At 41.9% G+C, this 23,459-nt stretch carries 23 protein-coding genes; 19 read left to right on the top strand and 4 right to left on the bottom strand.

Translation table 11 applies throughout. The features are described 5' to 3' along the window. Positions 1–228 precede the first annotated feature (228 nt). A complete protein-coding gene (gene dnaA / locus AC04MN_RS05255) occupies positions 229–1,674 on the bottom strand; it encodes a chromosomal replication initiator protein DnaA (protein ID WP_475382140.1) in 1,446 nt (481 codons plus the stop codon). Between the two features lie 167 nt (positions 1,675–1,841). Between dnaA and rpmH the strand changes: the two genes are divergently transcribed. The 8 genes from rpmH to rsmG are packed head-to-tail and all read left to right on the top strand — an operon-like array spanning position 1,842 to position 8,742. Beyond that, a complete protein-coding gene (gene rpmH, locus AC04MN_RS05250; protein ID WP_475382139.1) occupies positions 1,842–1,991 on the top strand; it encodes a 50S ribosomal protein L34 in 150 nt (49 codons plus the stop codon). Further along, a complete protein-coding gene (rnpA, locus tag AC04MN_RS05245) occupies positions 1,981–2,337 on the top strand; it encodes a ribonuclease P protein component (RefSeq protein ID WP_475382138.1) in 357 nt (118 codons plus the stop codon). Before rpmH ends, rnpA begins: the two co-directional genes overlap by 11 nt. Beyond that, positions 2,279–2,572: a membrane protein insertion efficiency factor YidD gene (gene yidD, locus AC04MN_RS05240; protein ID WP_475382137.1), complete on the top strand. Its 294-nt coding sequence runs from the start codon at positions 2,279–2,281 to the stop codon at positions 2,570–2,572. The genes rnpA and yidD overlap by 59 nt, the downstream gene beginning before the upstream one ends. After that, entirely contained in the window at positions 2,565–4,193 is a 1,629-nt protein-coding gene (gene yidC, locus AC04MN_RS05235; RefSeq protein ID WP_475382136.1) for a membrane protein insertase YidC, read from the top strand. Before yidD ends, yidC begins: the two co-directional genes overlap by 8 nt. A 20-nt stretch (positions 4,194–4,213) precedes the next feature. Next, a complete protein-coding gene (locus AC04MN_RS05230) occupies positions 4,214–4,777 on the top strand; it encodes a Jag family protein (RefSeq protein WP_475382135.1) in 564 nt (187 codons plus the stop codon). 2 nt (positions 4,778–4,779) lie between these two features. Beyond that, positions 4,780–6,204, top strand: coding sequence for a tRNA uridine-5-carboxymethylaminomethyl(34) synthesis GTPase MnmE (gene mnmE / locus AC04MN_RS05225; protein WP_475382134.1), 1,425 nt, complete (start codon positions 4,780–4,782; stop codon positions 6,202–6,204). 2 nt (positions 6,205–6,206) lie between these two features. Further along, on the top strand, positions 6,207–8,111 hold the full coding sequence (gene mnmG / locus AC04MN_RS05220; RefSeq protein ID WP_475382133.1) for a tRNA uridine-5-carboxymethylaminomethyl(34) synthesis enzyme MnmG: 1,905 nt from the start codon (positions 6,207–6,209) through the stop codon (positions 8,109–8,111). After that, positions 8,077–8,742, top strand: a complete 666-nt coding sequence (gene rsmG, locus AC04MN_RS05215) for a 16S rRNA (guanine(527)-N(7))-methyltransferase RsmG (protein ID WP_475382132.1) — start codon at positions 8,077–8,079, stop codon at positions 8,740–8,742. The genes mnmG and rsmG overlap by 35 nt, the downstream gene beginning before the upstream one ends. A gap of 16 nt (positions 8,743–8,758) precedes the next feature. Here rsmG and AC04MN_RS05210 read toward each other — a convergent pair whose 3' ends face one another. After that, a complete protein-coding gene (locus AC04MN_RS05210; RefSeq protein WP_475382131.1) occupies positions 8,759–9,274 on the bottom strand; it encodes a hypothetical protein in 516 nt (171 codons plus the stop codon). Between the two features lie 116 nt (positions 9,275–9,390). Between AC04MN_RS05210 and AC04MN_RS05205 the strand changes: the two genes are divergently transcribed. From AC04MN_RS05205 to atpC, 10 genes are all read left to right on the top strand, one after another. Next, positions 9,391–10,221 (top strand): ParA family protein, encoded by an 831-nt coding sequence (locus AC04MN_RS05205; RefSeq protein ID WP_475382130.1) that lies wholly within the window; start codon positions 9,391–9,393, stop codon positions 10,219–10,221. Then, positions 10,214–11,296, top strand: coding sequence for a ParB/RepB/Spo0J family partition protein (locus AC04MN_RS05200; protein ID WP_475382129.1), 1,083 nt, complete (start codon positions 10,214–10,216; stop codon positions 11,294–11,296). The genes AC04MN_RS05205 and AC04MN_RS05200 overlap by 8 nt, the downstream gene beginning before the upstream one ends. After that, the gene (locus tag AC04MN_RS05195; protein WP_475382128.1) at positions 11,284–11,652 is read left to right on the top strand and encodes a bactofilin family protein; all 369 of its coding nucleotides are present in this window, start codon (positions 11,284–11,286) and stop codon (positions 11,650–11,652) included. Before AC04MN_RS05200 ends, AC04MN_RS05195 begins: the two co-directional genes overlap by 13 nt. A gap of 92 nt (positions 11,653–11,744) precedes the next feature. Next, positions 11,745–12,179, top strand: a complete 435-nt coding sequence (locus AC04MN_RS05190; protein WP_475382127.1) for an ATP synthase F0 subunit B — start codon at positions 11,745–11,747, stop codon at positions 12,177–12,179. Positions 12,180–12,190: 11 nt separating this feature from the next. Next, entirely contained in the window at positions 12,191–12,754 is a 564-nt protein-coding gene (locus AC04MN_RS05185; RefSeq protein WP_475382126.1) for an ATP synthase F0 subunit B, read from the top strand. Continuing rightward, on the top strand, positions 12,754–13,302 hold the full coding sequence (gene atpH / locus AC04MN_RS05180) for an ATP synthase F1 subunit delta (RefSeq protein WP_475382125.1): 549 nt from the start codon (positions 12,754–12,756) through the stop codon (positions 13,300–13,302). The genes AC04MN_RS05185 and atpH overlap by 1 nt, the downstream gene beginning before the upstream one ends. A gap of 2 nt (positions 13,303–13,304) precedes the next feature. Further along, positions 13,305–14,828 carry a F0F1 ATP synthase subunit alpha gene (gene atpA, locus AC04MN_RS05175; RefSeq protein ID WP_475382124.1) on the top strand — a complete coding sequence of 508 codons (1,524 nt, stop codon included), beginning with the start codon at positions 13,305–13,307 and terminating at the stop codon, positions 14,826–14,828. 10 nt (positions 14,829–14,838) lie between these two features. After that, the gene (atpG, locus tag AC04MN_RS05170) at positions 14,839–15,711 is read left to right on the top strand and encodes an ATP synthase F1 subunit gamma (protein WP_475382123.1); all 873 of its coding nucleotides are present in this window, start codon (positions 14,839–14,841) and stop codon (positions 15,709–15,711) included. Positions 15,712–15,725: 14 nt separating this feature from the next. Beyond that, a complete protein-coding gene (gene atpD, locus AC04MN_RS05165) occupies positions 15,726–17,132 on the top strand; it encodes a F0F1 ATP synthase subunit beta (protein WP_475382122.1) in 1,407 nt (468 codons plus the stop codon). Positions 17,133–17,156: 24 nt separating this feature from the next. After that, a complete protein-coding gene (atpC, locus tag AC04MN_RS05160; protein WP_475382121.1) occupies positions 17,157–17,576 on the top strand; it encodes an ATP synthase F1 subunit epsilon in 420 nt (139 codons plus the stop codon). Between the two features lie 18 nt (positions 17,577–17,594). On the opposite strand, the gene AC04MN_RS05155 is transcribed toward atpC, so the two are convergent. Then, on the bottom strand, positions 17,595–19,139 hold the full coding sequence (locus tag AC04MN_RS05155) for a glycoside hydrolase family 3 N-terminal domain-containing protein (protein ID WP_475382120.1): 1,545 nt from the start codon (positions 19,137–19,139) through the stop codon (positions 17,595–17,597). 21 nt (positions 19,140–19,160) lie between these two features. Here AC04MN_RS05155 and AC04MN_RS05150 point away from each other — a divergent pair, with 21 nt between their 5' ends. Next, positions 19,161–19,880: a hypothetical protein gene (locus AC04MN_RS05150; RefSeq protein WP_475382118.1), complete on the top strand. Its 720-nt coding sequence runs from the start codon at positions 19,161–19,163 to the stop codon at positions 19,878–19,880. Here AC04MN_RS05150 and mfd read toward each other — a convergent pair whose 3' ends face one another. Further along, complete coding sequence (mfd, locus tag AC04MN_RS05145; RefSeq protein WP_475382117.1) at positions 19,881–23,450, bottom strand: transcription-repair coupling factor; 3,570 nt, start codon at positions 23,448–23,450, stop codon at positions 19,881–19,883. Positions 23,451–23,459: the final 9 nt, after the last annotated feature.

Below are 23,459 nucleotides of genomic sequence, written 5' to 3'. Positions count from 1 at the left end.
CTCTGTACTCACTGACCTTCTTATTAACTATTACTATTAATATAAAAATATAGTAGTAGTAGTAGGGGCGTGGAAAACCTAACAAATACTCTAAGTCTTTGTAAATACTAAAAAAGCTTTGTGGATATCGTTTGTGGGGGCTTCACTTCAATTCGCATCAATTTTGGGGATAACTTATATCCACAAAGTTAAACAAAGTTTTTCCACATCGATTTCCACAAGCCCAATTCACACCCCTGTGATATTGTGGATTCTACCTTCTAACTCTTCGATATCTCTTGCGAAATCTTGATCCTTTAACTGTAGACTCTTGACCTTACTTATAGCGTTAAGAACTGTCGTGTGGTCTTTACCGCCGTAAAGTTTTCCGATTTCGACCAATGATTTATCCATAAACTTTTTAATTAAAAACATAGAAACTTGGCGCGGTACCACAATTGGGCGCGCGCGCGTCGTACTTTTTAGATCTTGAACTTTTACTTTATAGTGATCCGCTACAAGCTTCATGATTTCTTCGGCGGATATTGTCTGCTGAGTTTCATGATTTGCTAAAATTCTTTTCACCAATTCTGAATCAATTGGAAGATCTTGAAGTTCGCTAAACATTCTAACTTTATTTAGATTTCCTTCGAGTTCCCGAATAGATCGTTTAGATATTCTTGCGATATACGAAACGACATCTTCAGGCACTCGAAGATTTTTTTGTTCAGCTTTATATCTTAGAATTGCAATACGCGTTTCTAAATCAGGCATTCCGATATCGACTATAAGACCACGCTCTAAACGTGTTCTACTTCGATCTTCAAGACCGTGAATATCTTTAGGCATACGGTCGCTGGCTAGTACGACCTGCTTTCTGCGATCGATAAATGTATTGATCGTGTGGAAAAACTCTTCTTGGACAGCTTCCCCGCGGGCAATGTACTGAACGTCATCGACTAACAGGATATCACTTTGCTCCCGGTATTTTTGACGAAATTTATCCATTTCATGACGACGAATCGCTGAAATACATTCATTCAAAAATCGCTCGGCAGAGATATATGTGATCTTAAGATCTGGAAATAATTCACGAATATGGTTTCCAGTGGCATGTAGTAAGTGTGTTTTACCCATTCCAACAGGCCCATATATATAGAGTGGATTGTAGTCATCACCGCCCGGATTTCTGGCAACATTGTAGCAAGCAGCATGGGCAAATTCTGAGTTTCTTCCTACGACAAAGGTCGAAAATAAAAATTCTGGCTTTAAAATATCTGGGGGACGTGGCTGTTGAAAGGATCCAATGTTGGCCCCAGACCTTTGGATAGTCGGTTGAATACCCTGAGATCTACCTAATTGTTGTTGAAGGATATCCGAGGCATGGCCATCCTCTAAATGAGAGTTATTATCGTTATTTGAGTGAGCATTTTTCCCGGTGACAGTAAACTCGACTTCGAACGGGGATTTGTAAATACTTGAAATTTCTGAATAAATCTTATCTAAAAGGTTTTCCAGGACAAAATAACGATGTAGTGCGTTGGGGACGCCAAGTATCAATCTGGGACGACTTTGAATATTCACGGTATCTAGATATTCAATAGGATCGAGCCACGTATCTAACAACTTATTGTTGTCATTACGACTTTTCATCTGTTGCTTTATCCGATTCCAGAATTCCGCATTCAATTCCACTAAAACTCCCGCGTCGACGCTTTAACTAACAAGCCCTGCCTTAGTTTTCAACAGTTGACCTTAATGCTGCATTGTGCTTTATTACGGCCTCACAGTTGGCAAACCTGAAACGTATTGCCGTAGGTTAAGAATTAGACGTATATACGTCGTAGTTATTAGGAGAGAACATGAAACGCACTTACCAACCATCAAATAAACGTCGTAAAACAACTCACGGTTTCAGAGCAAGAATGGCTACTAAAGATGGTCAGCAAGTGATCTCTCGCCGTCGCGCTAAAGGTAGAAAGCGTCTTACTGTCTCTGTAAGTGGAAAGTAATTCTCCATTAATTCTTAAGAGAAGTTCTGAATTTCTCTTCATCAAAGAAAATGGCAAGCGTCATTGGGTGAATAAGTGGCTACTCTTTAATTTTATAAAGGGTGGCCATTGTTTGCGTTTTGGGGTTACAGCTTCTAGAAAAGTTGGATCTGCTGTTGTTCGAAATAAGTTGAAGAGATGGACCAAAGAGTATTTCAGAGCTTTATCTAAGACCGGGAATGTTCTTGAAGCAGACATCAATATTATCTTTAAACCCATCGACCAAGGTTTTTATAAAGGACTCGGATATGAAGAGTTCAAAAAAGCTATGGATCGTGGGATCGAGGTTCTTCGAAAGCAGTCTTAAATGGTTGCTTTGGATAATCGTTGCCTCATATCGGACAATCGGTACCACTCATATGGGTGGAACTTGTCGATTCACTCCTCATTGCTCTGAATATGCATTCGAAGCGATGCGCACTCATTCTCCCTATTATGCACTCAAACTAATAGTAAGCCGAGTATTACGTTGTCGTCCGTTTGGAAAATATGGATACGACCCGGTTCCGCCTTGCTGTTCTGGAGACCATCAACATGAATAATAACGAAAAACCGTCGTTCTTTGATCCTCGTACTTTGATCGTAGTTTTAGCTGTCGCAGGTATCTATCTTGGATGGCAGGTTTATCTTCAAAAGAAGTATCCAAATTATGGAAAACCAGCCGTGACTAATCAGACTACTCAGTCCGAAAGCGTGAATACAAAGGCTGAAGAAAAGTCTGTGAACACGGAAGCTACAGTGGGTGCAGCAAATTCTACAGCTGACTTAAACAATACAAATCCTGCTAGTTCGTACACGCCAGCGATGTTTGAATTCAAATCAGAAAAAATCAGCTTCTCTTTGAATTCTTTGGGTATGGGTTTAAAAAATGTCACGATCAATCACTACACAGATCATGATAAAAATCCTATAAAAATGGCGGTTAGTGATAAGAACGATTTGTTTCAATCACAGTTAAATAGTTCTGCGGCTCCAATTCCTTTCTCTGTAAATGAGTTAGCTCCTGGGCACTATGTCGGGACGGCGAACATTAACGGAATGGAAATCACACGCGAATTCAAATACATCGCTGAAAACAATAGTTTTTCGAATAAATTCACAGTCAAAAATCCAACTCAGGAATTTTTGGCTGGTTTGTCGATGATCATTCCTGATAAAACATTGAAACCAAAAAGCACATCGTTCTTATTTCCATCAATGGAATTCCAAGATTTTGTCATTGAAGAAAATGGCAAGATCGAGACAATTCACATTATGGGAGCTAAAGAAAATATTAATAAAGAGGTTTCTTCTTCTCCGCTAATCGCAGTAAGTTCACATTATTTTGCGTCTTCGGTGTTAGATAAATCAGACCTTTTGCCGAAAGTGTCTTTAACTGCTGATGTGACTACTCATGAAGTATTAGCTAAATTGAACTATGTTCCACCTCAACTTAAAGATCAGTTTTCATTTGAACAAATTCTTTATGTTGGGCCTAAGTCAATGGAAGCATTGCAGTCAGTTGATACTCACATGGCCAAAGTTATTGATTTTGGTTTCTTTGGATTTATTGCAGTTCCTCTTTTACATCTTTTGAAGTTTTGCCACTCGTTAGTAGGTAACTGGGGTTTTGCAATTATATTCCTTACGTTGATTGTTCGCTTTATTGTGCTTCCGTTTAATATCATGTCTTTTAAATCAATGAAGGCTATGCAAAAGATTCAGCCGGAAGTTCAAACGTTGCGTGAAAAATATAAAGAAGATCCAATGCGTTTGAATCAAGAAATGATGGCATTAATGAAGCGCGAAGGCGCTAATCCACTTGGTGGTTGTTTGCCAATGTTGCTTCAGATTCCTGTTTTCTTTGCACTATATAAAGTGATCAATTCAAGCGTAGAGTTGTATCAGTCTCCGTTTATGTTTTGGATCACGGATTTAAGTGTTCATGATAAATTTTATGTTCTTCCAGTTTTAATGGGTCTTTCGATGTTCTTGCAGCAGAAGATGACTCCAACAACTATGGATCCAACACAGGCTAAAATTATGGCATTTATGCCGTTGGTATTTAGCTTGTTCATGTTGAATTTACCGAGCGGTCTTACGCTGTACATGTTCGTAAGTACTTTGTTTGGTATTACTCAGCAGTTTTTGATGATGAGAGATAAAAACCCTGTTTCTAAATAGTTTGATTATAGGAGGTAAAGATGGGTTTCTTTAGTAAGCTTTTCGGGGGGAAAAGCAAGAGTGCCGGTAGCGAAGTTGAAGCACTCGTAACAGAGACGTTAGAGGGCATCATTTCCAGAGCCCAGTTCGATTTGAAATTCGAGATTCATTCTTCTAAAGAAGACGATGGATCTGCGGTTTTAGCTATCGACTTTTCTGGTGGTGACGAGGAACTTCTTAAAGATAAAAAGGGACAAATGTTGGATGCATTTCAACTTTTGGTTAAGCGTGTTGTTCAGCACAACTTCCCTGAAGATAAGACAAATATCACTGTAGATTGTGGCGGATACCGTGAAGAATCTGCAAGTGCGTTGATTGAAAGGGCTGAAAACCTAAAAGCTATTTGCATCGAGCAAGGAAAAGCGGTTTATTACCGTGCTCTTCCTCCAAAAGACCGTAAGGTCGTTCATCAGTATCTTGCTCAAGATGCTCGTGTTAAGTCTCGCTCATTGGGTGAAGGTTTGTATAAAAAAATTAAGATCTATCCTGCCAAGGGCAATGCTGGAAAAGATCAAGGTCAAGAGGACTCTACCTCTGCGGAGTAACCATGTTTTTGAATAACCGTGATGAAGATACTATTTGTGCAGTTTCGACTCCACATGGTGTTGGTGGTATCTCGGTAATTCGAATCAGTGGTCCAAAGGCGCTTGGTGTTGTATCACCAGGCGCTTCTTTTTTGCCAAAAGAACCCGAATCTCACCGGGTTTATTTCGGGAATTTTCGAAATCAAGACGGCGTAGTTTTAGATGAAGTATTGATTACCTATTTTGCTAAAGGGAAGTCTTTTACAGGCGAAGAAGTGCTGGAAATTTCTTGCCACGGAAATCCGCTTATCTGTCAGGCTATTATCAACGAGTTGATTGTCTTGGGTTCGCGACCAGCGGATCGAGGAGAGTTTACTTATCGTGCGTTCATGAATGGCAAACTTGATTTAGTTCAAGCCGAATCTGTTTTGGCTTTGATCGAAAGTCAAAGTCAGTCAGCTGCTCGGATGGCCCTTCGTCAGTTGAAGGGTGGTCTATCTGATAAATTGGATTCAATCGAAAATGATTTAACATGGGTACTAGCTCACATAGAAGCGGGGATTGATTTTGCTACAGAAGGTATCGAATTAATTTCGAACACTGAGGTAAGCACTCGACTTAATAAAGTATCTTCGGAACTGGGTATATTAATCGGTTCTTTTAAAACCGGCCGGGTACTAAAAGATGGTATTCGTATTGTGCTAAGTGGATTACCCAATGTTGGGAAGTCTTCTTTGTTAAATAGTTTCCTCCAAGAGGATCGTGCCATTGTTACCGATATTCCAGGCACTACCCGAGATGTTATCGATGGAGATACTCAGTATAAAGGTGTGAAGTTCACGGTTATTGATACTGCGGGTCTTCGGGATTCTGCTGATTTTGTTGAAAAGCTGGGAATTGAAAGAAGTTATCAAGCTCAAAAAGATGCAGATGTATGTCTGTTCGTTTTTGACGTAAATGCGGGTATTTCTGATTCGGAGCTAACTATTTTAGATGGTTTTGATCCTGATTTGACCTGGATTTTGGGCAATAAAACCGATATTTCGGGGCAAAAAATAGGTAAAAATGAGCTAAAAACCCTACTAAAAGAGGGTAAATTTTATAAAAAAATCGCTGATTTTGATCAATTTTTCGAAAGAAAAGTGTTCTTTGTTTCGGCTCTTGATAAAACAACTCGGCCCTTGGTGTTTGATAGCCTTATTTCTGCTTTTGCGGATATGCAGGCTGAAAACACAGTTTTAGTTTCCAACGCACGCCATTTTGAAAATTTGAATCGTGCGCTTGAAAACATTGATCGGGCTCGGCAAATGGCAATCGATGGCGCAGGGGCAGAGTTCCTGGCCTTTGAACTTAAAGACTCGTTGATCTGTATTCACGAAACTTTGGGTAAGCGATTTGACGATCAAATTATGGATAGAGTTTTTAAAGAGTTCTGCATCGGAAAATAATTATGAATACAAATTTTGATGTCATTGTAGTTGGTGCTGGTCATGCTGGTGTCGAGGCTTGTCTTGCAAGTGCTCGGCTTGGCTTACAAACTTTGATGATTACGACCAACTTAGATCGCATTGCTTACATGAGCTGCAATCCTTCAATCGGCGGATTGGCCAAAGGCCACATGGTTCGCGAGATCGACGTTCTTGGTGGCGAGATGGGATTGGCCGCAGATGAAACATGTATTCAATTTAAGCGACTTAACTCTTCGAAAGGACCGGCAGTTCGAGGAACAAGAGTTCAGTCTGATAAGCATAAATACGCCAAGTACATGACTGATGTTCTTTATTCGACTCCAAATTTAAAAGTACTTGGTGGCGAAGTTAAGCGATTGATTTTAGAAGGATCGCAATGTCGTGGAGTTGTACTTCAAGATGGAAGTCAGATTTTTGCGAAGTCGACAGTGATCACTACTGGAACCTTTATGAATGGAGTGATGCACGTTGGTCTTAAACAGACTGCTGGCGGTCGGATTGGCGATCAAGCTTCTATTGGTTTGTCGGATCAATTAAAAGAGTTTGGTTTTGATGTTAAAAGACTAAAGACAGGAACGCCGGCTCGTTTACACAAAGATTCTATAGATTGGTCCAAAACTATTGCTCAATACGGCGATTCTGAATTTTATCCTTTTAGTTTTAGGTCTGAACGCAAATTTAAACTTCCTCAAGTTGCATGTTATCTAACTAGGACGACTCCCGAAACCCATGAAATTATTCGTAATAATTTAGACAAGTCGCCGATGTTCTGTGGATTAATCGAAGGCTCGGGACCTAGATATTGTCCGTCAATTGAAGATAAAATCACTCGGTTTGCAGATAGGGATTCTCATCAAAGTTTCCTAGAGCCCGAGGGTTTGGATACTGATTTGATTTACCTGCAAGGCATTTCGACTTCGCTGCCAGAAGATGTTCAAGAAGCCTTCTTAAGAACTATTCCTGGGTTGGAAAACGTCAAGGTCGTACGATATGGTTATGCTGTTGAATATGATTATATTGAGCCGACTCAAATTTGGCATCGTCTTGAGACTCGTCCTATTCAGAATTTATTTTTAGGCGGGCAGATTAACGGTACTTCTGGTTATGAAGAAGCTGCTGCACAAGGTTTTGTAGCTGGAGTGAATGCTGCGATGTCTGTTTTGAATCGCTCAGAGTTTATTCTAAGTCGTGATCAGGCTTACATAGGAGTATTGATCGACGACCTAGTAACGAAGGGTACAAAAGAGCCCTATCGTATGTTTACTTCTCGAGCGGAGCACCGACTTGTTTTAAGAGAAGACAATACAATCGATCGTTTACATGGTCTTTCCAAAGAACTTGGTTTGATGTCACAGACGGCTTTAGACAAATTGGCCGATATCAGTGTTCGCCGAAAAGATTTAAGTGAAAAGCTTAAAGCGACAAAGCTTTATCCGACTAAAGAGAACACAGAAAAGATTCGTAGCATACCGTCTCCAGATTTAACAAAGTCGTTAACTTTCCAAGAGTTCCTTCGTCGTCCAGAGATTACTTGTTCACATTTAAAGGCGTTCGACTTTGAAGTTGATGAGGATCCGAATGTTCACGAAGCGGTAGAAATTGATGTTAAATATTCTGGATACGTAAAACGCCAAATGGAGCTTATTGAGCAGTCTAAAAAGTCAGAAGAAATGCTATTACCAACGGACTTGAATTACACTGATATCAAGGGACTTTCTAACGAAGAAAAAGATAAACTTTCTCGCGTTAAACCTAGGACATTAGGCCAAGCTCAACGCATTAGTGGTGTAAATCCATCGGCAATTCAGGCTATTATGGTGTACCTAAAGGGTCATAAAAAAGAGGTATCCAGTGGTAGACAGCAACAGCCAGGAATCAACGATTAGTCATTGGAGAGTGGAAGAGTGGTTTCCAGATTTAAATCAGGATGTCACTAAGAAGCTGAGAATTTTTCACGAAGAGCTTGTTAAATCTAATAAGCTCTTGAATTTGGTTTCGATAAAGAGCCTCCCATTTGCTGACGCGCTGCATTTTGCTGATTCTATACTTTCGTCTCGTATTATCGTTCGGCATAACCCCCAAATAAAAGAGATTTACGACTACGGTTCTGGTGCGGGTTTTCCAGGACTTGTGTTTGCAATTCTTAATCCTAGCATACAAGTTCATTTGGTTGATATGGACCCTAAGAAGATAGAGTTTCTGAATTTAATTATTTCTAAAGTTGGTATTAAAAACGCATCTTGTATTCAAAATCAGATTGAAGCCTTGCCAGAAGGTAGCGTTCAGTTCTGTATGACTCGGGGATTTGCGAATATTTCGCGTACTTGTATGGCGGCCCGTAAGTCAGTTAAAAAGGGCGGTGCGCTTTTCCATTTGAAAAGTGAAGAGTGGGCTCTTGAGGTGTCTGAAATGCCTTCGCAGCTTTGTTCTTTATGGGCGCCGTCTTTGGTGGGGGATTATAAACTTCCTATTGGGGCTGTTAAGTTCTCTGTCGTGAAAACAGACAAGATTCAATAATGTTCCACGTGGAACATTAGTGACCTCCACCCGCAGGAGCTGCCTCTGCGGGTTTTTTTGCGCCTTCTTCTCCTGGAATTGGAATTCCGGCTTCTTGCATACGCTGTTTGACATCCCACGAGCGTTTTGCGTTTCTCAGGCGCTCTTCGGTTTTGTATTCTTCGAATCCAGCCGAATCGGGCCAGGGTTTACCCGATTTGAAGGCTTCTTTGTAGAGTTTCTTTGCTTCTCGTTCGCGAGCTTTAGCCGCGAGTTCAAAATATCTTTTCTCTTGTTCAAGTTTGGTGATTTTCGCTTCGGTGTCGTAGACCCTTTTCGAGGCGTATTTAATTTGACCGGTTTGAGGTTTAACCTCTGCCAATTCCTTGCGGAAGCCTTCGAGCTCTTTTTTGGCGGCCTCTACGGCCTTAGATGTTTCATCCGCTTTTGCGTTCAAGTCAGCAAGAATTAGATCTTGCTTGTAGGCATTTGGATCCGCTTTCTTTTCGCAAGCAGACAAAAAAACTAAAAATAATGGCAGAATCAGCTTCATTTTATGCATAAATCACGTTGTTCCACGTGGAACATCGGAATATTTCAAAAAAACATAAGAAGAAACTTGTATCTTTGAAAAAAATGCAGGATTTTCTATGTGCTCAAGGAGGAATCATGGCTAGAACAATATGTATTGCCAATCAAAAGGGTGGAGTCGGTAAAACGACTACTTCTGTAAACCTAGCGTCTGCGCTTGCGACTCTTGGTAAAAAAGTGCTTCTTATCGATATGGATCCTCAGGGAAATGCCTCAAGCGGTTTGGGTATCAAGCGCTTTGAATCCCAAGATAACAACGTTTACCACGTCCTTATTGGTGAAAAAACATTAGCAGAAACATGTGTAAAGACCAATAATCCTAATTTATTTGTCTCTACAGCAAATCCCGACCTTGTTGGGGCAGAAATTGAACTTGTAGACATGCCGCAGCGTGAATATCGTTTAAAGCAAGCGATTGCCACTGTTTCGGATCAGTTTGATTTTGTTTTGATTGATTGCCCTCCTTCATTGGGTCTTTTAACCCTAAATGCCCTAACGTCAGCAGACAGCTTTTTAATTCCACTTCAGTGTGAATATTATGCGCTTGAGGGTTTATCACAGCTTTTAAATACGGCGGGTTTAATTAAAAAGAACTTAAATCCTCAGCTTCATATTGAGGGCATCGTTCTTACGATGTTTGATACTAGAAATAACCTTTCACACCAGGTTGTAACTGAAATTCGGAATCACTTTGTTGATAAAGTCTTCAGCGCAATCATTCCAAGAAACGTACGCCTTTCGGAAGCGCCGTCTCATGGACAATCTATATTTGAATACGATCCAAAATCCATTGGGGCACAAAAATATTTAGAACTAGCTAAAGAAGTTGTGCAAAGAAATGAAATAACAACACAGAATACTCAGCAAGCGCCCAAACAAGATACTTACGAGGGAGATTTAAATGTCTGATATTCTGAATGATTCATCAAACAAGAAGAAGGGTCTAGGCAGAGGCTTGGGTTCATTGCTTGGCGGGCCGTCTGGCAGCGCAGGAATGCAATCAAGTCTTCAAGCGAATGCGTCTTCCACTCCCACAACATTAGCAGATTTAAACAAGAAAAATGATATGAGTAATGGCGCTGGAGCCGTTTCAGCTGGACCCGTTGTGAATACTCCAATGGCTACTCAGGCTATTCAGCAGTCTGCTCCACCTCCAGCTGCGGCACCCGTGAATCCTGAATCCAAAATCTGGCAGGTTGCAGTAGATAAACTACAACCGGGACAATTTCAGCCTCGCCGAGTTTTCGATAAAGAGGCTCTTCAAGAGCTATCTGTATCAATTAAAGAGAACGGAATTCTTCAGCCGATCGTGGCTCGAAGAATTGAAAGCGGAAAGCTAGAAATCGTAGCGGGTGAAAGACGTTGGAGAGCGGCTCAATTAGCAGGGCTTCATGAGGTTCCTGTTATCCTGAAATCTTTTGATGACAAGCAAGCCCTTGAGTTGGCGATCATCGAGAATATTCAACGTGAGGATCTAAATCCGATTGAAGAGGCAGAGGGCTATGCACGCCTGATCAGTGAGTTTAAGCTTTCTCAACAGCAGGTGGCAGATCGGGTTGGACGGGACCGTGCAACTGTAGCAAATGCAGTGCGTGTTTTAAGTTTGCCGAATGAAGTCAAAGAGTTGATATCAAATAACGAACTTTCTGTTGGGCACGCCAAGGTCTTGTTGGCATTGAATGATCCTCAAAAACAAATCCAATTAGCGAAGAAGGTGATCAACGAAAAGATTGCCGTTCGGAAACTAGAGAAAATGGTTCAGGCCGAAAACCAACCAGGAAAATTGGACCAGGCTGCACCTACATTTGATTCGGGGATTAAGACTAGATTGATCGCCGGCCTAGAGGACGAGCTTCAAAAGCTATTTGGAACGAAGGTATCTATTGATTATACCAATTCAAAGGGTAAAATCAGTGTACATTTCTTTTCAGATGATGAACTAAGTGAAATCGTAGATAAAATGAGAGCAGGATGCCAGAAGTAGTAAACTCCACCGCCCAGCCAACAGATCTTTTAGCCGGTCACGTAACCGCAATTTTGGATTCGGGAACCCAATTCGAGGGAAAGCTCAGTTTTGAGGGGACCGTTCAAATTGGGGGTCTGTTTAAGGGCGAAATTTTTACTAATGACACCCTAGTTATCAATGAGTCTGCGACTGTTATCGCACAAATTGAAGCTGATACTATTATAATAAGTGGCCGGGTAGAGGGGAACCTTTTTGCCCGCCGCCGCGTAATTATGCACCCTCCGGCTGTTTTTAAAGGAACGGTGACGTCCCCATCGTTAAGAATTGATGAGGGCGTTGTATTCGAGGGCGCTTCATATATGCCTAAATCTTAGGCTTATCTTTAAAAAATCCTTTTAACTTGACCATTTTGCTGGCTCAATGCTAATCCCGTATCGCTAATAAAAACAATAGGGATTTCAATAAAATGGAAATACTCCAGCAAATTGGTGTCAACCAAACATCGCTCATTCAATTTGTTCTTTTCTCAATCGCAATGCTTTTCTTAACGAAGGTTGTGTTTTCAGGTTACGCGCACGCATTAGAAGAGCGCGAAAACCGCACAAAAGGCGGAGAAGATTTAGCTCTTGAGTACAAGAAAAAGGCCGTTGAGTTGCAAGCTCAATACGAAACAAAGGCTCGTGAAGTTGCCTCTGAAATTAAGACTATCTTTGATGGTCACAAAACAGACGCAAATTCAAACTATGAGTCTATCGTTGCTGATGCTCGTAGCAAAGCTGAAACTCTTATCAATTCAAACCGAACGCAACTAACTTCAGCTGTAAATGCAGCTGCTTCTGATTTAAAGAATCAGACAAATGCAGTTGCGTTGGCCATCACTAATAAACTTCTAGGTAAATAAAGAGGATATATATGAAATTGATGGCGACACTTATTTTATTATCTCCTGTAATGGCATTGGCGGCCGGTGGCCACGATGCCCATGGAGCCGGTCACGGAATGCCTACGACCGTAATCTACCAAGCGATCAATCTAACTATTTTGTTTGGTGGAATCATTTATTTTGCTAAAGACGGCATCAAGCAGTTTTTTGCAGATAGAAAAGCTGCATACATTGATGCTGCAAAAAAGTCAGCTAGTGCACGAGAAGAAGCTGAAAAACAGTTTGAAGAAATGAAGGGCAAAATCGCTCATTTAGAGGCAACTTATGCTTCTTCAATTGCCCAGGCAAAAGCAAATGCTGCTGAACTTAAAGAGCAGATGATTGCTGATGCAAATGCTATTGCTAAACGGATTAAAGAAGAAGCTGAGTTAACCGTTAAGCTTGAAATCGAAAGAGCTCAAGTTCAACTTAAGCAGCAATTGCTAAAAGACTCTATTGAAACCGCACGCATGGTGCTTTCTAAAGACGTCAATGCAAATGATCACCAGACTCTTCAGTCTCAATTCACTAAAAATATAGAGGCGGTAAGATAATGAGAGTTAATGAAGTATCCAAAAGATATGCAAAGGCTCTTTTAGCTGCGGCTAAACAGAAGGGTCAGGATTCAAAAGTAGCTGGTGAAATCATCGCTGTTGCTAAAATTGTTTCTGCAGATTCTCAGATCAAAGAATATTTTGCGAATCCAATGGTTGCAGTTGAACAAAAAATGACTGCAGTTAAAACAGCATTTGAAGGAAAAGGTTTGTCTGAAGAAGTCACAAACTTATTGCTTCTATTGGCTGAAAAAGCGCGCTTGGGATTGGTAGAAGAGATCGCAGAAGCCTATCAGGCACTTGTTGATTCAGAGCAGGGTATTACTCGCGGGGTAGTTAAGTCTGCTCGCCCGATAGATGCCTCTGTAAAAGCTGAATTGGAAAAGAAAATTGAACAGGTTTTGAAAAAGAAGATCGTTTTAACGTTTCAAGAGGATGCAAAACTTCTTGGAGGCGTAGTTGCTCATGTGGGCGGCTGGACATTCGATGACAGCATCGAAACACATTTGAAAAAGATTAATGAAGAACTAAATAGGAGAGCTAACTAGCTATGGAAAACACAAACATTCGCGCAGACGAAATCAGCCGCGTACTAAAAGATCAGATCAATCAGTACAGCAAAAAGATTGAAATTAGCGAGACAGGTTCCGTTCTTTCTGTGGGTGACGGTGTTGCCCGCGTTTACGGCCTTGAGAACGCAATGGCAGGTGAACTTGTAGAGTTCCCTAACAACGTATTCGGTATGGTTTTGAACCTTGAAGAAGGTCACGTTGGTATCGTTATTTTCGGTGAAGACCGCCACATCAAAGAAGGCGACATCGTTAAACGCACCAAGAAAATCGTTTCTGTTCCTGTAGGCGAAGCTCTTCTTGGACGTGTTGTTGACGCTCTAGGAAATGCGATTGATGGCCGTGGCGCAATCGTGTCTCAACACTCGCGCGAAGTTGAATTAAAAGCTCCTGGTATCGTTTACCGTCATCCAGTTGAAGAGCCTCTTCAAACTGGTATCAAGGCAATCGATGCTTTGATTCCAATTGGTCGTGGTCAGCGTGAGTTGATCATCGGTGACCGTCAAACTGGTAAAACAACAATCGCTATCGACACTATTATCAACCAAAAAGGTCAAGGCGTTCATTGCTTCTACGTAGCGATCGGCCAGAAACAATCAACAGTTGCATTGATCGTTGAAAAACTGCGTGCAGCTGGTGCTCTAGACTACACAACTGTTATCGCGGCAAACGCGTCTGACCCAGCTCCGCTTCAGTTCTTGGCTGCTTACTCTGGTACAGCGATGGCTGAATACTTCCGTGATACTGGCAGACATGCTTTGATCGTTTATGATGATTTAACAAAGCAAGCACAAGCTTATCGTCAGTTGTCTCTTCTACTTCGTCGTCCTCCAGGACGTGAAGCATATCCAGGCGACGTATTCTATCTTCACTCTCGTCTTTTAGAGCGTGCTGCTAAACTTTCTGAAGATAAAGGCGGCGGTTCATTGACTGCGTTGCCAATCATCGAAACTCAAGCGGGCGATATCTCTGCTTATATCCCAACTAACGTTATCTCTATTACTGACGGTCAGATCTTCCTTGAATCAGACCTATTCTATAAAGGTATCCGTCCTGCGATTTCTGTTGGTAAATCAGTATCGCGCGTTGGTGGTGCGGCTCAGATCAAAGCGATGAAACAAGTTGCTGGTTCTATCAAGCTTGAGCTTGCTCAGTTCCGTGCAATGGAAGCATTTGCTGCTTTCGCATCTGACCTTGATAAAGCAACTCAACAACAGTTGGCTCGCGGTCGTCGTTTAGTTGAAATCTTGAAACAGCCTCAATACGCTCCAGTTAAAGTTGAAGAGCAAATCGCTATGATTTTTGCTGCTACTGCTGGTTACCTTGATGCTTATGCTGAGTCTGAAGTTAAGACTTACGAAAAATCAATGATTGAATTCTTGAAGACCAAGCACCCAACTGTATTGACTAACATCGCTACTAAGAAAGCAATGTCAGACGATATTAAGGCGGCTCTTAAGGCGGCTCTTGAAGAATTTAAAGCGATTTTCCAACCTGCAAAGTAATTGGTGTTAAATGGCTAGTTTGAAGGATATCCGGGCTCAGATTGAGTCCACAAAAAATACTCAGCAGATCACCAAGGCCATGAACTTGGTTTCTGCAGCGAAGCTCAGAAAGGCGCAGAACAATATTGTTAACATGCGTCCGTATGCGCACACGCTCAGAAAGGTGATCGCTGATATTGCTGTGACCAACAAGGTTTCACATCCGCTAATGGAAAAAAAGGCGGAAGTGAAAAATGTATTGTTGGTAGTGATCAGCTCGGACCGTGGTCTGTGCGGAGCATTTAACAGCAATATCATCAAGTTTGCTGACAACTATAATATCGAAAATAAATCGAAGTACGAAAAAATTGATTTCTTGATCATCGGTCGTAAGGCTTACGACAGCTTGACCAAGAAAGGTATCAAGCCCGTCGATTATATCAATAAGCTTGATAAGGATATTTCGTATGAACTTGCTTCTAAGATTGCTGGCAAAATTTTGGCAGATTATCAAAGTGGCGAGTACGATGAAATCAGAATCGTTTATAACGAATTCAAGTCGGCGCTTAGCCAAGTTGTTGTTTGTGAGACTATTTTGCCAATTACGGCAGAAGAGACTTCGCACAATGAAACAGCGGGCTTTTCTAACGACATGATCTTCGAACCTGCTCCTGAAAAAATCATTGAACAGCTTCTTGTGAAGCACTTTGATCTTCAGGTGTACAGATGTATGTCCGAGTCTGTTGCTTCAGAACATGGCGCTCGTATGACTGCTATGGAAAATGCGACAAACAACGCGAAGGAAATGATTCGAACTCGAACTCTTACTTATAACAAGTTAAGACAAGAGAAGATTACTACGGAATTGACTGAAATCGTATCAGGTGCGGAAGCACTTAAATAGGGAGCTTGATTAAAATGGCTAACGGTAAAATTAAACAAGTAATGGGTCCAGTAGTGGACGTTGAGTTCGAAGGCGGAGAGCTTCCTGCTATTAACTCTGCACTTCGTGTTTCTAACAAATTTATCTCTGAAAAAGAGTACAACCTTACACTTGAAGTTGCTCAGCACTTAGGTGACGGAGTTGTGCGTACTATCGCGATGGACCAAACAGAAGGTCTTGTTCGCGGTGAAAAAGTTATGATCACTGGCAACATGATCACTGCTCCAGTTGGACGTGGTGCTCTTGGCCGTATCATTAACGTTGTTGGTGAGCCTATCGATGAAATGGGACCAGTTGATGCTAAAGAGCAATGGCCTATTCATAGATCAGCGCCAAAGTTCGAAGATCAAGCAACTTCTGCTCAAATGTTAATGACTGGTATCAAGGTCGTTGACCTTTTGGCTCCTTACGCTAAGGGTGGTAAGATCGGTCTTTTTGGTGGTGCGGGTGTTGGTAAAACAGTTCTTATCCAAGAACTTATCCGTAACATCGCTACCGAGCACGGCGGTTTCTCTGTATTTGCTGGTGTCGGTGAGCGTACTCGTGAAGGTAACGATCTTTGGAGAGAAATGAAAGACTCAGGCGTTATCTCTAAGACTGCGCTTGTATTCGGTCAGATGAACGAACCTCCTGGAGCTCGTGCTCGTGTTGCTTTGACTGGTTTGACAGTTGCGGAATACTTCCGTGACGTTGAAAACCAAGACGTTCTTTTCTTCGTTGATAACATCTTCCGCTTTACTCAAGCGGGTGCTGAAGTTTCTGCCCTTTTGGGTCGTATCCCTTCTGCCGTTGGTTACCAACCAAACTTGGCAACAGAGATGGGTGCTCTTCAAGAGCGTATCACTTCAACTAAAAAAGGTTCGATCACTTCTGTTCAGGCCGTTTACGTTCCTGCGGATGACTATACGGATCCAGCTCCTGCGACAACATTCACTCACTTGGATGCAACAACAAACTTGGATCGTGATATCGCTGCTATGGCGATCTTCCCTGCGGTTCACCCATTGACGTCGACTTCACGTCTTTTGGATCCAACTGTAATCGGTGACGAGCACTACAAAACTGCGCGTGATGTACAGGCTCTTCTTCAGCGCTTCCGTGAGCTTCAAGACATCATCGCTATCTTGGGTATGGACGAATTGTCAGACTCAGATAAATTGGTGGTATCTCGTGCTCGTAAAATCCAAAGATTCTTGTCTCAACCATTCTTCGTTGCAGAGCAGTTCACTGGTCTTCAAGGTAAATACGTTGATATCAAAGACACTGTTAGAGGCTTCCGTGAAATTCTTGATGGAAAACACGACAGCTTGCCTGAACAGGCGTTCTACATGGTTGGAACTATCGAAGAAGCTATCGAGAAAGCTAAAAAACTTCAGGCGTAAGCTTGAAGTTTTGGGAAGGGTGCCATGTTTAAATTAACAATCGTAACTCCAGAAAAAAGACTGGTCCTCAATCAAGAGATTGAGGAGGTAACACTTCCTGCTTTTAAAGGTGAATTGAACGTACTTCCTGGTCATGCTCCAATGATCACAACTCTTGAAACAGGAGTTTTGAAGTGGAAGCTTAAAGGTCAAGAAGCGCAAAAAACCGCTGCGATCAGCTGGGGCTACTGCCAAGTGTCTGTCGAGGGTGTAAACATCCTAGCGGATATTGCAAAGCTACCAGAAGAAATCGATCTGGCTTCTACAGAAGAGCTAGTCAAGAATTCCGAAACAAAATTAGGTGGTGAAACACTAAATGATGTCGAGTGGAATCAAGTTCAGCGAGAACTTGCTTTGGCTAGAGCTTCTATTGAGGCCTTACCAGCGACAAAAAAAGTTCACTAAGCGGGACTTCAATTATAATTAGATAGCAGAGCCCTTAATAAGCTCTGCTATTTTTTTTGGTGCTGATGTGTGTGGAAAATAGAGATCAATAATATCGGCCGAAAACTCTTTAGAAATGCGCGCAGGCGATCCTAGGTTTACTCCTACGATTCGCTTATTGGAAATCCGCTTCTTTATTTCATTAAATCTTTGAATACTTTGTTTTGAAAACAAGATCGACACAAAGAAATCACAGGAACTATTTTGTTCAACCTTATCAGCATCGACTACTCGATATCCTTTTGACAGTCTATCCAGTTCCGCAACAACTGCTTTAGCAATAAGGCTTTTGTCATTAATTAAACAACCATGGGCCTTTTTGGGAATGTGTCCAATTTCATCCTGAATGTGTTGATCGACGATTTTTTCGTCAAGAGCCAGTAGCTTTTTGGAATTCCAATCTGGCCGTTGTTTTTGTTTGTTGATATTTAAAAATGACTTAACGAAGCGGATTCTTGAAATCTTTTCGTCTATCTCTTGAATTGAAATCTCGCCGCTTTCTATGCCTTTTAGAACTCGGTCAAAGGCATTTTTTTGGTCTTGTTGGGAATAAGAAAGCATAACGATATCGGCGCCGGCCTGGAGCGCTAAGAACGCAGATTCTGAAGAGCTTAAAACAGATTTAACACCGTTCATTTGAAAATCATCAGTCACTATAAGACCTCGAAAGCCAACATCTTTGCGAAGATATTGTATGACCTCTTTAGAAAGGCTGGCGGGAAGAGGCTTGGAGTTAAAGGCTGTGTAGTGAAAATGCGAAAGCATTATAGCTGAAAATCGTCCCAGCTTAGCGAAATCAAAGAAGGGCGTCATCTCTGTCGAGCGAAGCTTGTCTAATGTCTTATCAATTGTTGAAGCATGATGGTGAGGATCCGAGGTGATATTAAGGCTGCCCGGAAAATGTTTTGCAGTGGGAATAACTCCATTCAGAATCATTTCCTTTCCGTAGGCATAACCAAACTGCGCCACGGCCCTAGGATCACCAGAATACGATCTGGTTGAAATAAATGAGTCTGCATTTGTGTCTACTAAATCTAGGACGGGTGCGAGGTTCAAGTTGATTCCCGTATTGGCAAGAATAGACGCAGTTTCGTCAGCAAAAACCTCCACCGAGTTTTTCAATTCAGCCTTGCCAAGACTTTGTGCGCTTGGAAGTCTTGGAAAAATAGGAATGCGACTAACGACTCCACCTTCTTGATCGATCGCGATTAAAGGCGAAGGCAACCCAGATTCTTTCAGGACCGAGTTCAACTGTTGGGTTAGCAATAAAGTTTGTTCTGGTGAAGAGATGTTTCTTTTAAAAAGTATAAAGTTACCAAATGGATAGTCGGCAAGATGAGATTTGAGTTCAGAGCCCACTTCTTTACCTGGAAAACCAATGATAAATAATTGGCCGATCTTCTGTTTCAGAAGAGCATCCGAAGAATTCTGAGCAGTACCTAGGGCTGGTTGACGGGCTAGAATTGCAATCGTTAAAAAAGCGATGATGGCCATGACTCTAACGATTGGGCTATGATTATCCATAGATAGAGGATAACAAAAGCGATGAAACATCTGACGAACTATTTTTTTATATCCATATTTTTCGTCTTAGGTCTTGCACCAAAGGAATCAAAAGCGTCGGAAACTGTATATGAAGAATTAATTGAAGTCGAGCAAGAGGTCAGCCTGTTGGATCCGTACAAAGTACGCCGTGGCGATAGCGGAGCCATTTTTAATATCGACTATGTTTCGATAACCCCTAAAGATTACCTTTCAACAATTGGCAACGTTGGTTACGAAGAGCAATACGGATCATCAGCGATGACTGGTATTGAAGCATCGTTGATGTGGAAAAGAAATTGGCAGCCGCTTTCGTTTGCGATGGGCCCCTTCTATCAATCAATATCGGCGAATAAATCTACTAATGACATATCAATGGATACCTACGGGATTGCAGCAAGGTTCATATTAGATGGAATGAGTGATGAGCCAAGGTGGTGCCCATTCGTTAACTTAAGTTTATGGCAGGCAAATATTAATGAGTCCTCTGCAAGCGATTCATTTTCAGGTTCTATTGATGTCGGATATTCTTGGAAGGCAGGCCTGCAAATTCAAATTGATCAGCTGGACAAGAGCACGGCCGTGGCCGCATATACTGACTCTGGTTTGCAGGCGACTTTTTTGAGTCTTTCAATTGGTGCCAATGGTGGCGGATTTTCCGAAGACGATCCTGCGATTGAAACCCAACCCGAATTCGGAGCTGGGTTAACTTTAGAGTTTTAATCAAACCATTCGCTGCAAAATTCCAAGTTCTTCGTAAACAGCAGACCAGGTAATGCTAGCCATGCGAATGTTCAAACGGTTATCCGGAGTAATAGAATATTTTTTACTTTCTTTCACAGCCAGCTGAATGACCGTTTCGGGCTTTAAAGCAGTGTGTTCTGTAAAGATCAAAGAAACGGTTTTTAAACCTGCGCTGATGTCGCGAATTCCAAGCTCTTTGCACTGTCTTCTTATCAACATTAAACCCATAAGGTTGATCGTTGCTTCAGGAAGAGGTCCGAATTGATCGCGAAGTTCGTCCTCAATTTTGTCAATGTCTTCGGTAGATTCGATTTCAGCCAAAGCTTTGTAGTAGCTTAATCGGATTCGTATATCCTTAATATAGTCTTCAGGTATCATCGCAGAAATGCGCAGATTTATCTCGGGATCTAATTCGAGTTGCTTTCCTTTTTCGCCCTTAGCTTCAGCAAGCGCCTCATTTAATAGATCCATATAAAGCTCGTACCCGACGGAATTAACGTGTCCTGACTGGTCCTCGCCAAGAATATTTCCAGAGCCGCGAAGTTCTAAATCATACTGAGCAATTTTGAACCCGGAACCCAAGGCGGTGTTTTCCTGGATGATTTTTAAGCGCTCTTGTTGCTCTTTATCTAGTTTTCGATCCTTCGGCATTATGAGATAGCAATAGGCCCGAGTTTTTGATCGACCTACACGTCCGCGAAGTTGATATAACTGAGAAAGGCCAAACATATGGGCTTGGTCGATAAACATTGTATTCGCCCTTGGAACGTCCATGCCGGATTCCACAATTGCAGTACAGATTAACACATCAATCTCGTGATGGAAGAAGGCCAGCATTGCTTTTTCAAGCTCGTGTTCTTCCATCTGCCCATGCGCAACCTGAATTCGAGCCTTAGGAACGATTCTTCGGATTTCGTCAGACAATTCATAAATCGATTGGATTCGATTGTGAATAAAATAGATTTGTCCACCACGGGCCATCTCTGATTCGATCGCCTTGCGAATTGTTTCTGGATCAAACTTGCTGACAAAGGTTCGGGTTGGCAACCGATCAACAGGAGCTGTGTTGATAATGCTAAGATCACGAATACCTGCAAGTGCCATATTTAGCGTTCTTGGAATAGGAGTCGCCGAAAGAGTTAAGGTATCTACAGAGTTCTTCAGTTTTTTGATTTTCTCTTTATGGGTGACGCCAAACTTTTGTTCTTCATCGATAATTAAAAGTCCTAGGTTTTTAAAGTCGATCGAGTTGCCTAACAGCTTGTGTGTCCCAATGACAATATCTACCTTGCCATCCTTCATATCTTGAATGGTTTTCTTTGCGTCTTTGTCTGGAACAAATCTATTCAGTACGCGAATTTCAACAGGCCAACCCGCGAACCTTTTTTTGAATGTTTCGAAGTGCTGAAAAGTTAAGACCGTCGTTGGGGCAAGAACAGCGACTTGTTTCATAGCTTGAACGGCGAAAAAGGTCGCTCGCATGGCCACTTCTGTTTTTCCAAAACCCACATCGCCGCAGACCAATCGATCCATGGGACGAGTGCCATCAAGATCTCGAGCAATATCGTAGATAGCACGAATTTGATCTTGGGTTTCTTCGTAGGGAAAAGAGTTTTCAAATGCCGTGATTTCGTCTGGCTTCCACTTGAAAGGGGGTCGATGGAGTTCGGCTCTTTTAGCATAGAGCTTCAGAAGATCTGATGCGATATCTTTTAGAGCGGACTTAACTTTGGTCTTTGTTTTCTCCCACCCGGTTCCGCCGAGTTTATCCAATACAGTGGTCGTGGCCCCGCCAGAAAACTTTTGAAGCTGCCCAACTCTATAGACGGGAAGATAAAGTTTATCTTTGTCTTTATATCCAACCTGAATAAATTCTGAATCAATCCCGTTTATGGGCATGATTTTTAGGCCTTCGTAGACTCCAATACCGTGCTTTATGTGAACGACAAGATCCCCAGGCTTCAAATCCCCAAAACTAAGTCGGCGCGCTTGTTTTTGAAAGTCTTGGCTGGCAGAGCTCTCTTTAGAAACACGTTGCTTTTTGCCCCAGAAGTCTTCGTCTTTGATAAAGATTATTTTTTCTTCGTCTAAACGAAGCGACTGTAAAAGTTGGCGGGGTATAATATGAATAAGGTTTGCGTCGCGGTCTTGTTCTTGAAGCCACGTGTCCCACTTGTATTCATCATCGACCCTTCGCTCAGTGGTGAAGTTCATTTTTTCTAACATCAAGCGCAGGCGTTCGATGTAGGATTGATTTTTTACCCCGATAAGAATTCGATATCCTTCGGCTTTCCATTTCTTTAGCTTAGAGTCTGCTGCCTCGATCCACGGTTCCGAGCCGGGGGTATAAGAATTTGAAATATTCGCAAAGTCGTTAAGTAAATGGGTTTTGTATTCGATTTGTACTTCGGCAGCCTGACTGTCTTCGAAGTACTCTAATGTCGAAAAATAGATAGATCGTGTCCCTGTTGGAAACTCAATCTTTTCGAACGGAGAAAAGAACAAATCTAAATCGGGCCGAATTAAATTACTTCCCGAAGATTGAAAGTCATTTTTGAGTTCGGAATAAAGCTCGTCGGTTTTCCTGGAAATCTCAACTGGGTCTATAACCCACATATTAAAGGCCGATCTAAAATGATCGGTGGCGTGTGACAAATCAGGATAGAAATAGGGAAGTTGGAACTCTATGCCGGGAAAATCTGTTTTTAGAACTAGTGAACGAAGCATTTCATCTGCTTCGGATTTTTCAACATTTCTATTTTCTAAATTTCGTCGAACTCGGGTTAATAGCTTTTCGATGTAGTTATCATCGAAAATATATTCTTTAGCTGGTGTTAAAATGAAATCATTAATTTCATCTAAAGAGCGCTGAGTTTCTGAGTCGAAGTTACGAATGCTTTCGACTTGATCGCCGAAAAGCTCGATCCGGACGGGCTGCACAGAATTTGGAGGAAATATATCTACGATTCCGCCGCGAACGGCGTACTGCCCCAAGTCCTCGACCATGGGAGCAGAGGAGTAACCTAACTCATTTAAATATTCCGAAATGTTTTCGGGTAGCTCATCACCGCGTTTATAAATTCGAGATTTATTTGTTAAAATCTTCACTGGCAGGGTGCGCTGCATTAATGAAGTCGCAGAAGCGATGAAGACCTCGCCAGGCTTTGCTTGTTGGGCTCGACTTAAAAATCCAACTCTTTGCGCTGAAACCAAGGGATTTGGAACCAAGCTTGAGTAGGGGCTGACGTCAAACTCGTTGAACACACAGACTGTGCGCAGTGGGTCGAAAAATTGAATTAGGTTTTTAATCTCCAGGGCCGTGGCATGACTATCAACAACAACAAGATGCGGCAACTCATTGATTTTTTTTGAGTAAGTTAGAGACAAGAAAAAGGCGATGCTCAGTGAAGAGGATGTGCCAGTGACTTGCACTCGAGCTTTTGTTTGCTCGAAAGCTCGCTCTAAGATGGATTCTAATCTTGTGTGATAAAGTTCGGCTTTCATAAGTTGCGACCATCTTGCCAAATCTATCGCTTTGTTTCCATTCATATTTCTTGG

It is taken from the genome of Bdellovibrio sp. ZFWA1 (assembly GCF_056175665.1).
The sequence above is the reverse complement of the archived record's forward strand: the minus strand, read 5'-3'. Positions and strand labels throughout refer to the sequence as shown.

Excerpts from the sequence above, each read along its gene's own strand:
- rpmH (WP_475382139.1), top strand. The coding sequence starts at position 1,842 with ATGAAACGCACTTACCAACCATCAAATAAACGTCGTAAAACAACTCAC.
- yidD (WP_475382137.1), top strand. The coding sequence starts at position 2,279 with ATGAAGAGTTCAAAAAAGCTATGGATCGTGGGATCGAGGTTCTTCGAA.
- yidC (WP_475382136.1), top strand. The coding sequence starts at position 2,565 with ATGAATAATAACGAAAAACCGTCGTTCTTTGATCCTCGTACTTTGATC.
- AC04MN_RS05230 (WP_475382135.1), top strand. The coding sequence starts at position 4,214 with ATGGGTTTCTTTAGTAAGCTTTTCGGGGGGAAAAGCAAGAGTGCCGGT.
- mnmE (WP_475382134.1), top strand. The coding sequence starts at position 4,780 with ATGTTTTTGAATAACCGTGATGAAGATACTATTTGTGCAGTTTCGACT.
- mnmG (WP_475382133.1), top strand. The coding sequence starts at position 6,207 with ATGAATACAAATTTTGATGTCATTGTAGTTGGTGCTGGTCATGCTGGT.
- AC04MN_RS05210 (WP_475382131.1), bottom strand. The coding sequence starts at position 9,274 with ATGAAGCTGATTCTGCCATTATTTTTAGTTTTTTTGTCTGCTTGCGAA.
- AC04MN_RS05205 (WP_475382130.1), top strand. The coding sequence starts at position 9,391 with ATGGCTAGAACAATATGTATTGCCAATCAAAAGGGTGGAGTCGGTAAA.
- AC04MN_RS05200 (WP_475382129.1), top strand. The coding sequence starts at position 10,214 with ATGTCTGATATTCTGAATGATTCATCAAACAAGAAGAAGGGTCTAGGC.
- AC04MN_RS05195 (WP_475382128.1), top strand. The coding sequence starts at position 11,284 with ATGCCAGAAGTAGTAAACTCCACCGCCCAGCCAACAGATCTTTTAGCC.
- AC04MN_RS05190 (WP_475382127.1), top strand. The coding sequence starts at position 11,745 with ATGGAAATACTCCAGCAAATTGGTGTCAACCAAACATCGCTCATTCAA.
- AC04MN_RS05185 (WP_475382126.1), top strand. The coding sequence starts at position 12,191 with ATGAAATTGATGGCGACACTTATTTTATTATCTCCTGTAATGGCATTG.
- atpH (WP_475382125.1), top strand. The coding sequence starts at position 12,754 with ATGAGAGTTAATGAAGTATCCAAAAGATATGCAAAGGCTCTTTTAGCT.
- atpA (WP_475382124.1), top strand. The coding sequence starts at position 13,305 with ATGGAAAACACAAACATTCGCGCAGACGAAATCAGCCGCGTACTAAAA.
- atpG (WP_475382123.1), top strand. The coding sequence starts at position 14,839 with ATGGCTAGTTTGAAGGATATCCGGGCTCAGATTGAGTCCACAAAAAAT.
- atpD (WP_475382122.1), top strand. The coding sequence starts at position 15,726 with ATGGCTAACGGTAAAATTAAACAAGTAATGGGTCCAGTAGTGGACGTT.
- atpC (WP_475382121.1), top strand. The coding sequence starts at position 17,157 with ATGTTTAAATTAACAATCGTAACTCCAGAAAAAAGACTGGTCCTCAAT.
- AC04MN_RS05155 (WP_475382120.1), bottom strand. The coding sequence starts at position 19,139 with ATGGATAATCATAGCCCAATCGTTAGAGTCATGGCCATCATCGCTTTT.
- AC04MN_RS05150 (WP_475382118.1), top strand. The coding sequence starts at position 19,161 with ATGAAACATCTGACGAACTATTTTTTTATATCCATATTTTTCGTCTTA.
- mfd (WP_475382117.1), bottom strand. The coding sequence starts at position 23,450 with ATGAATGGAAACAAAGCGATAGATTTGGCAAGATGGTCGCAACTTATG.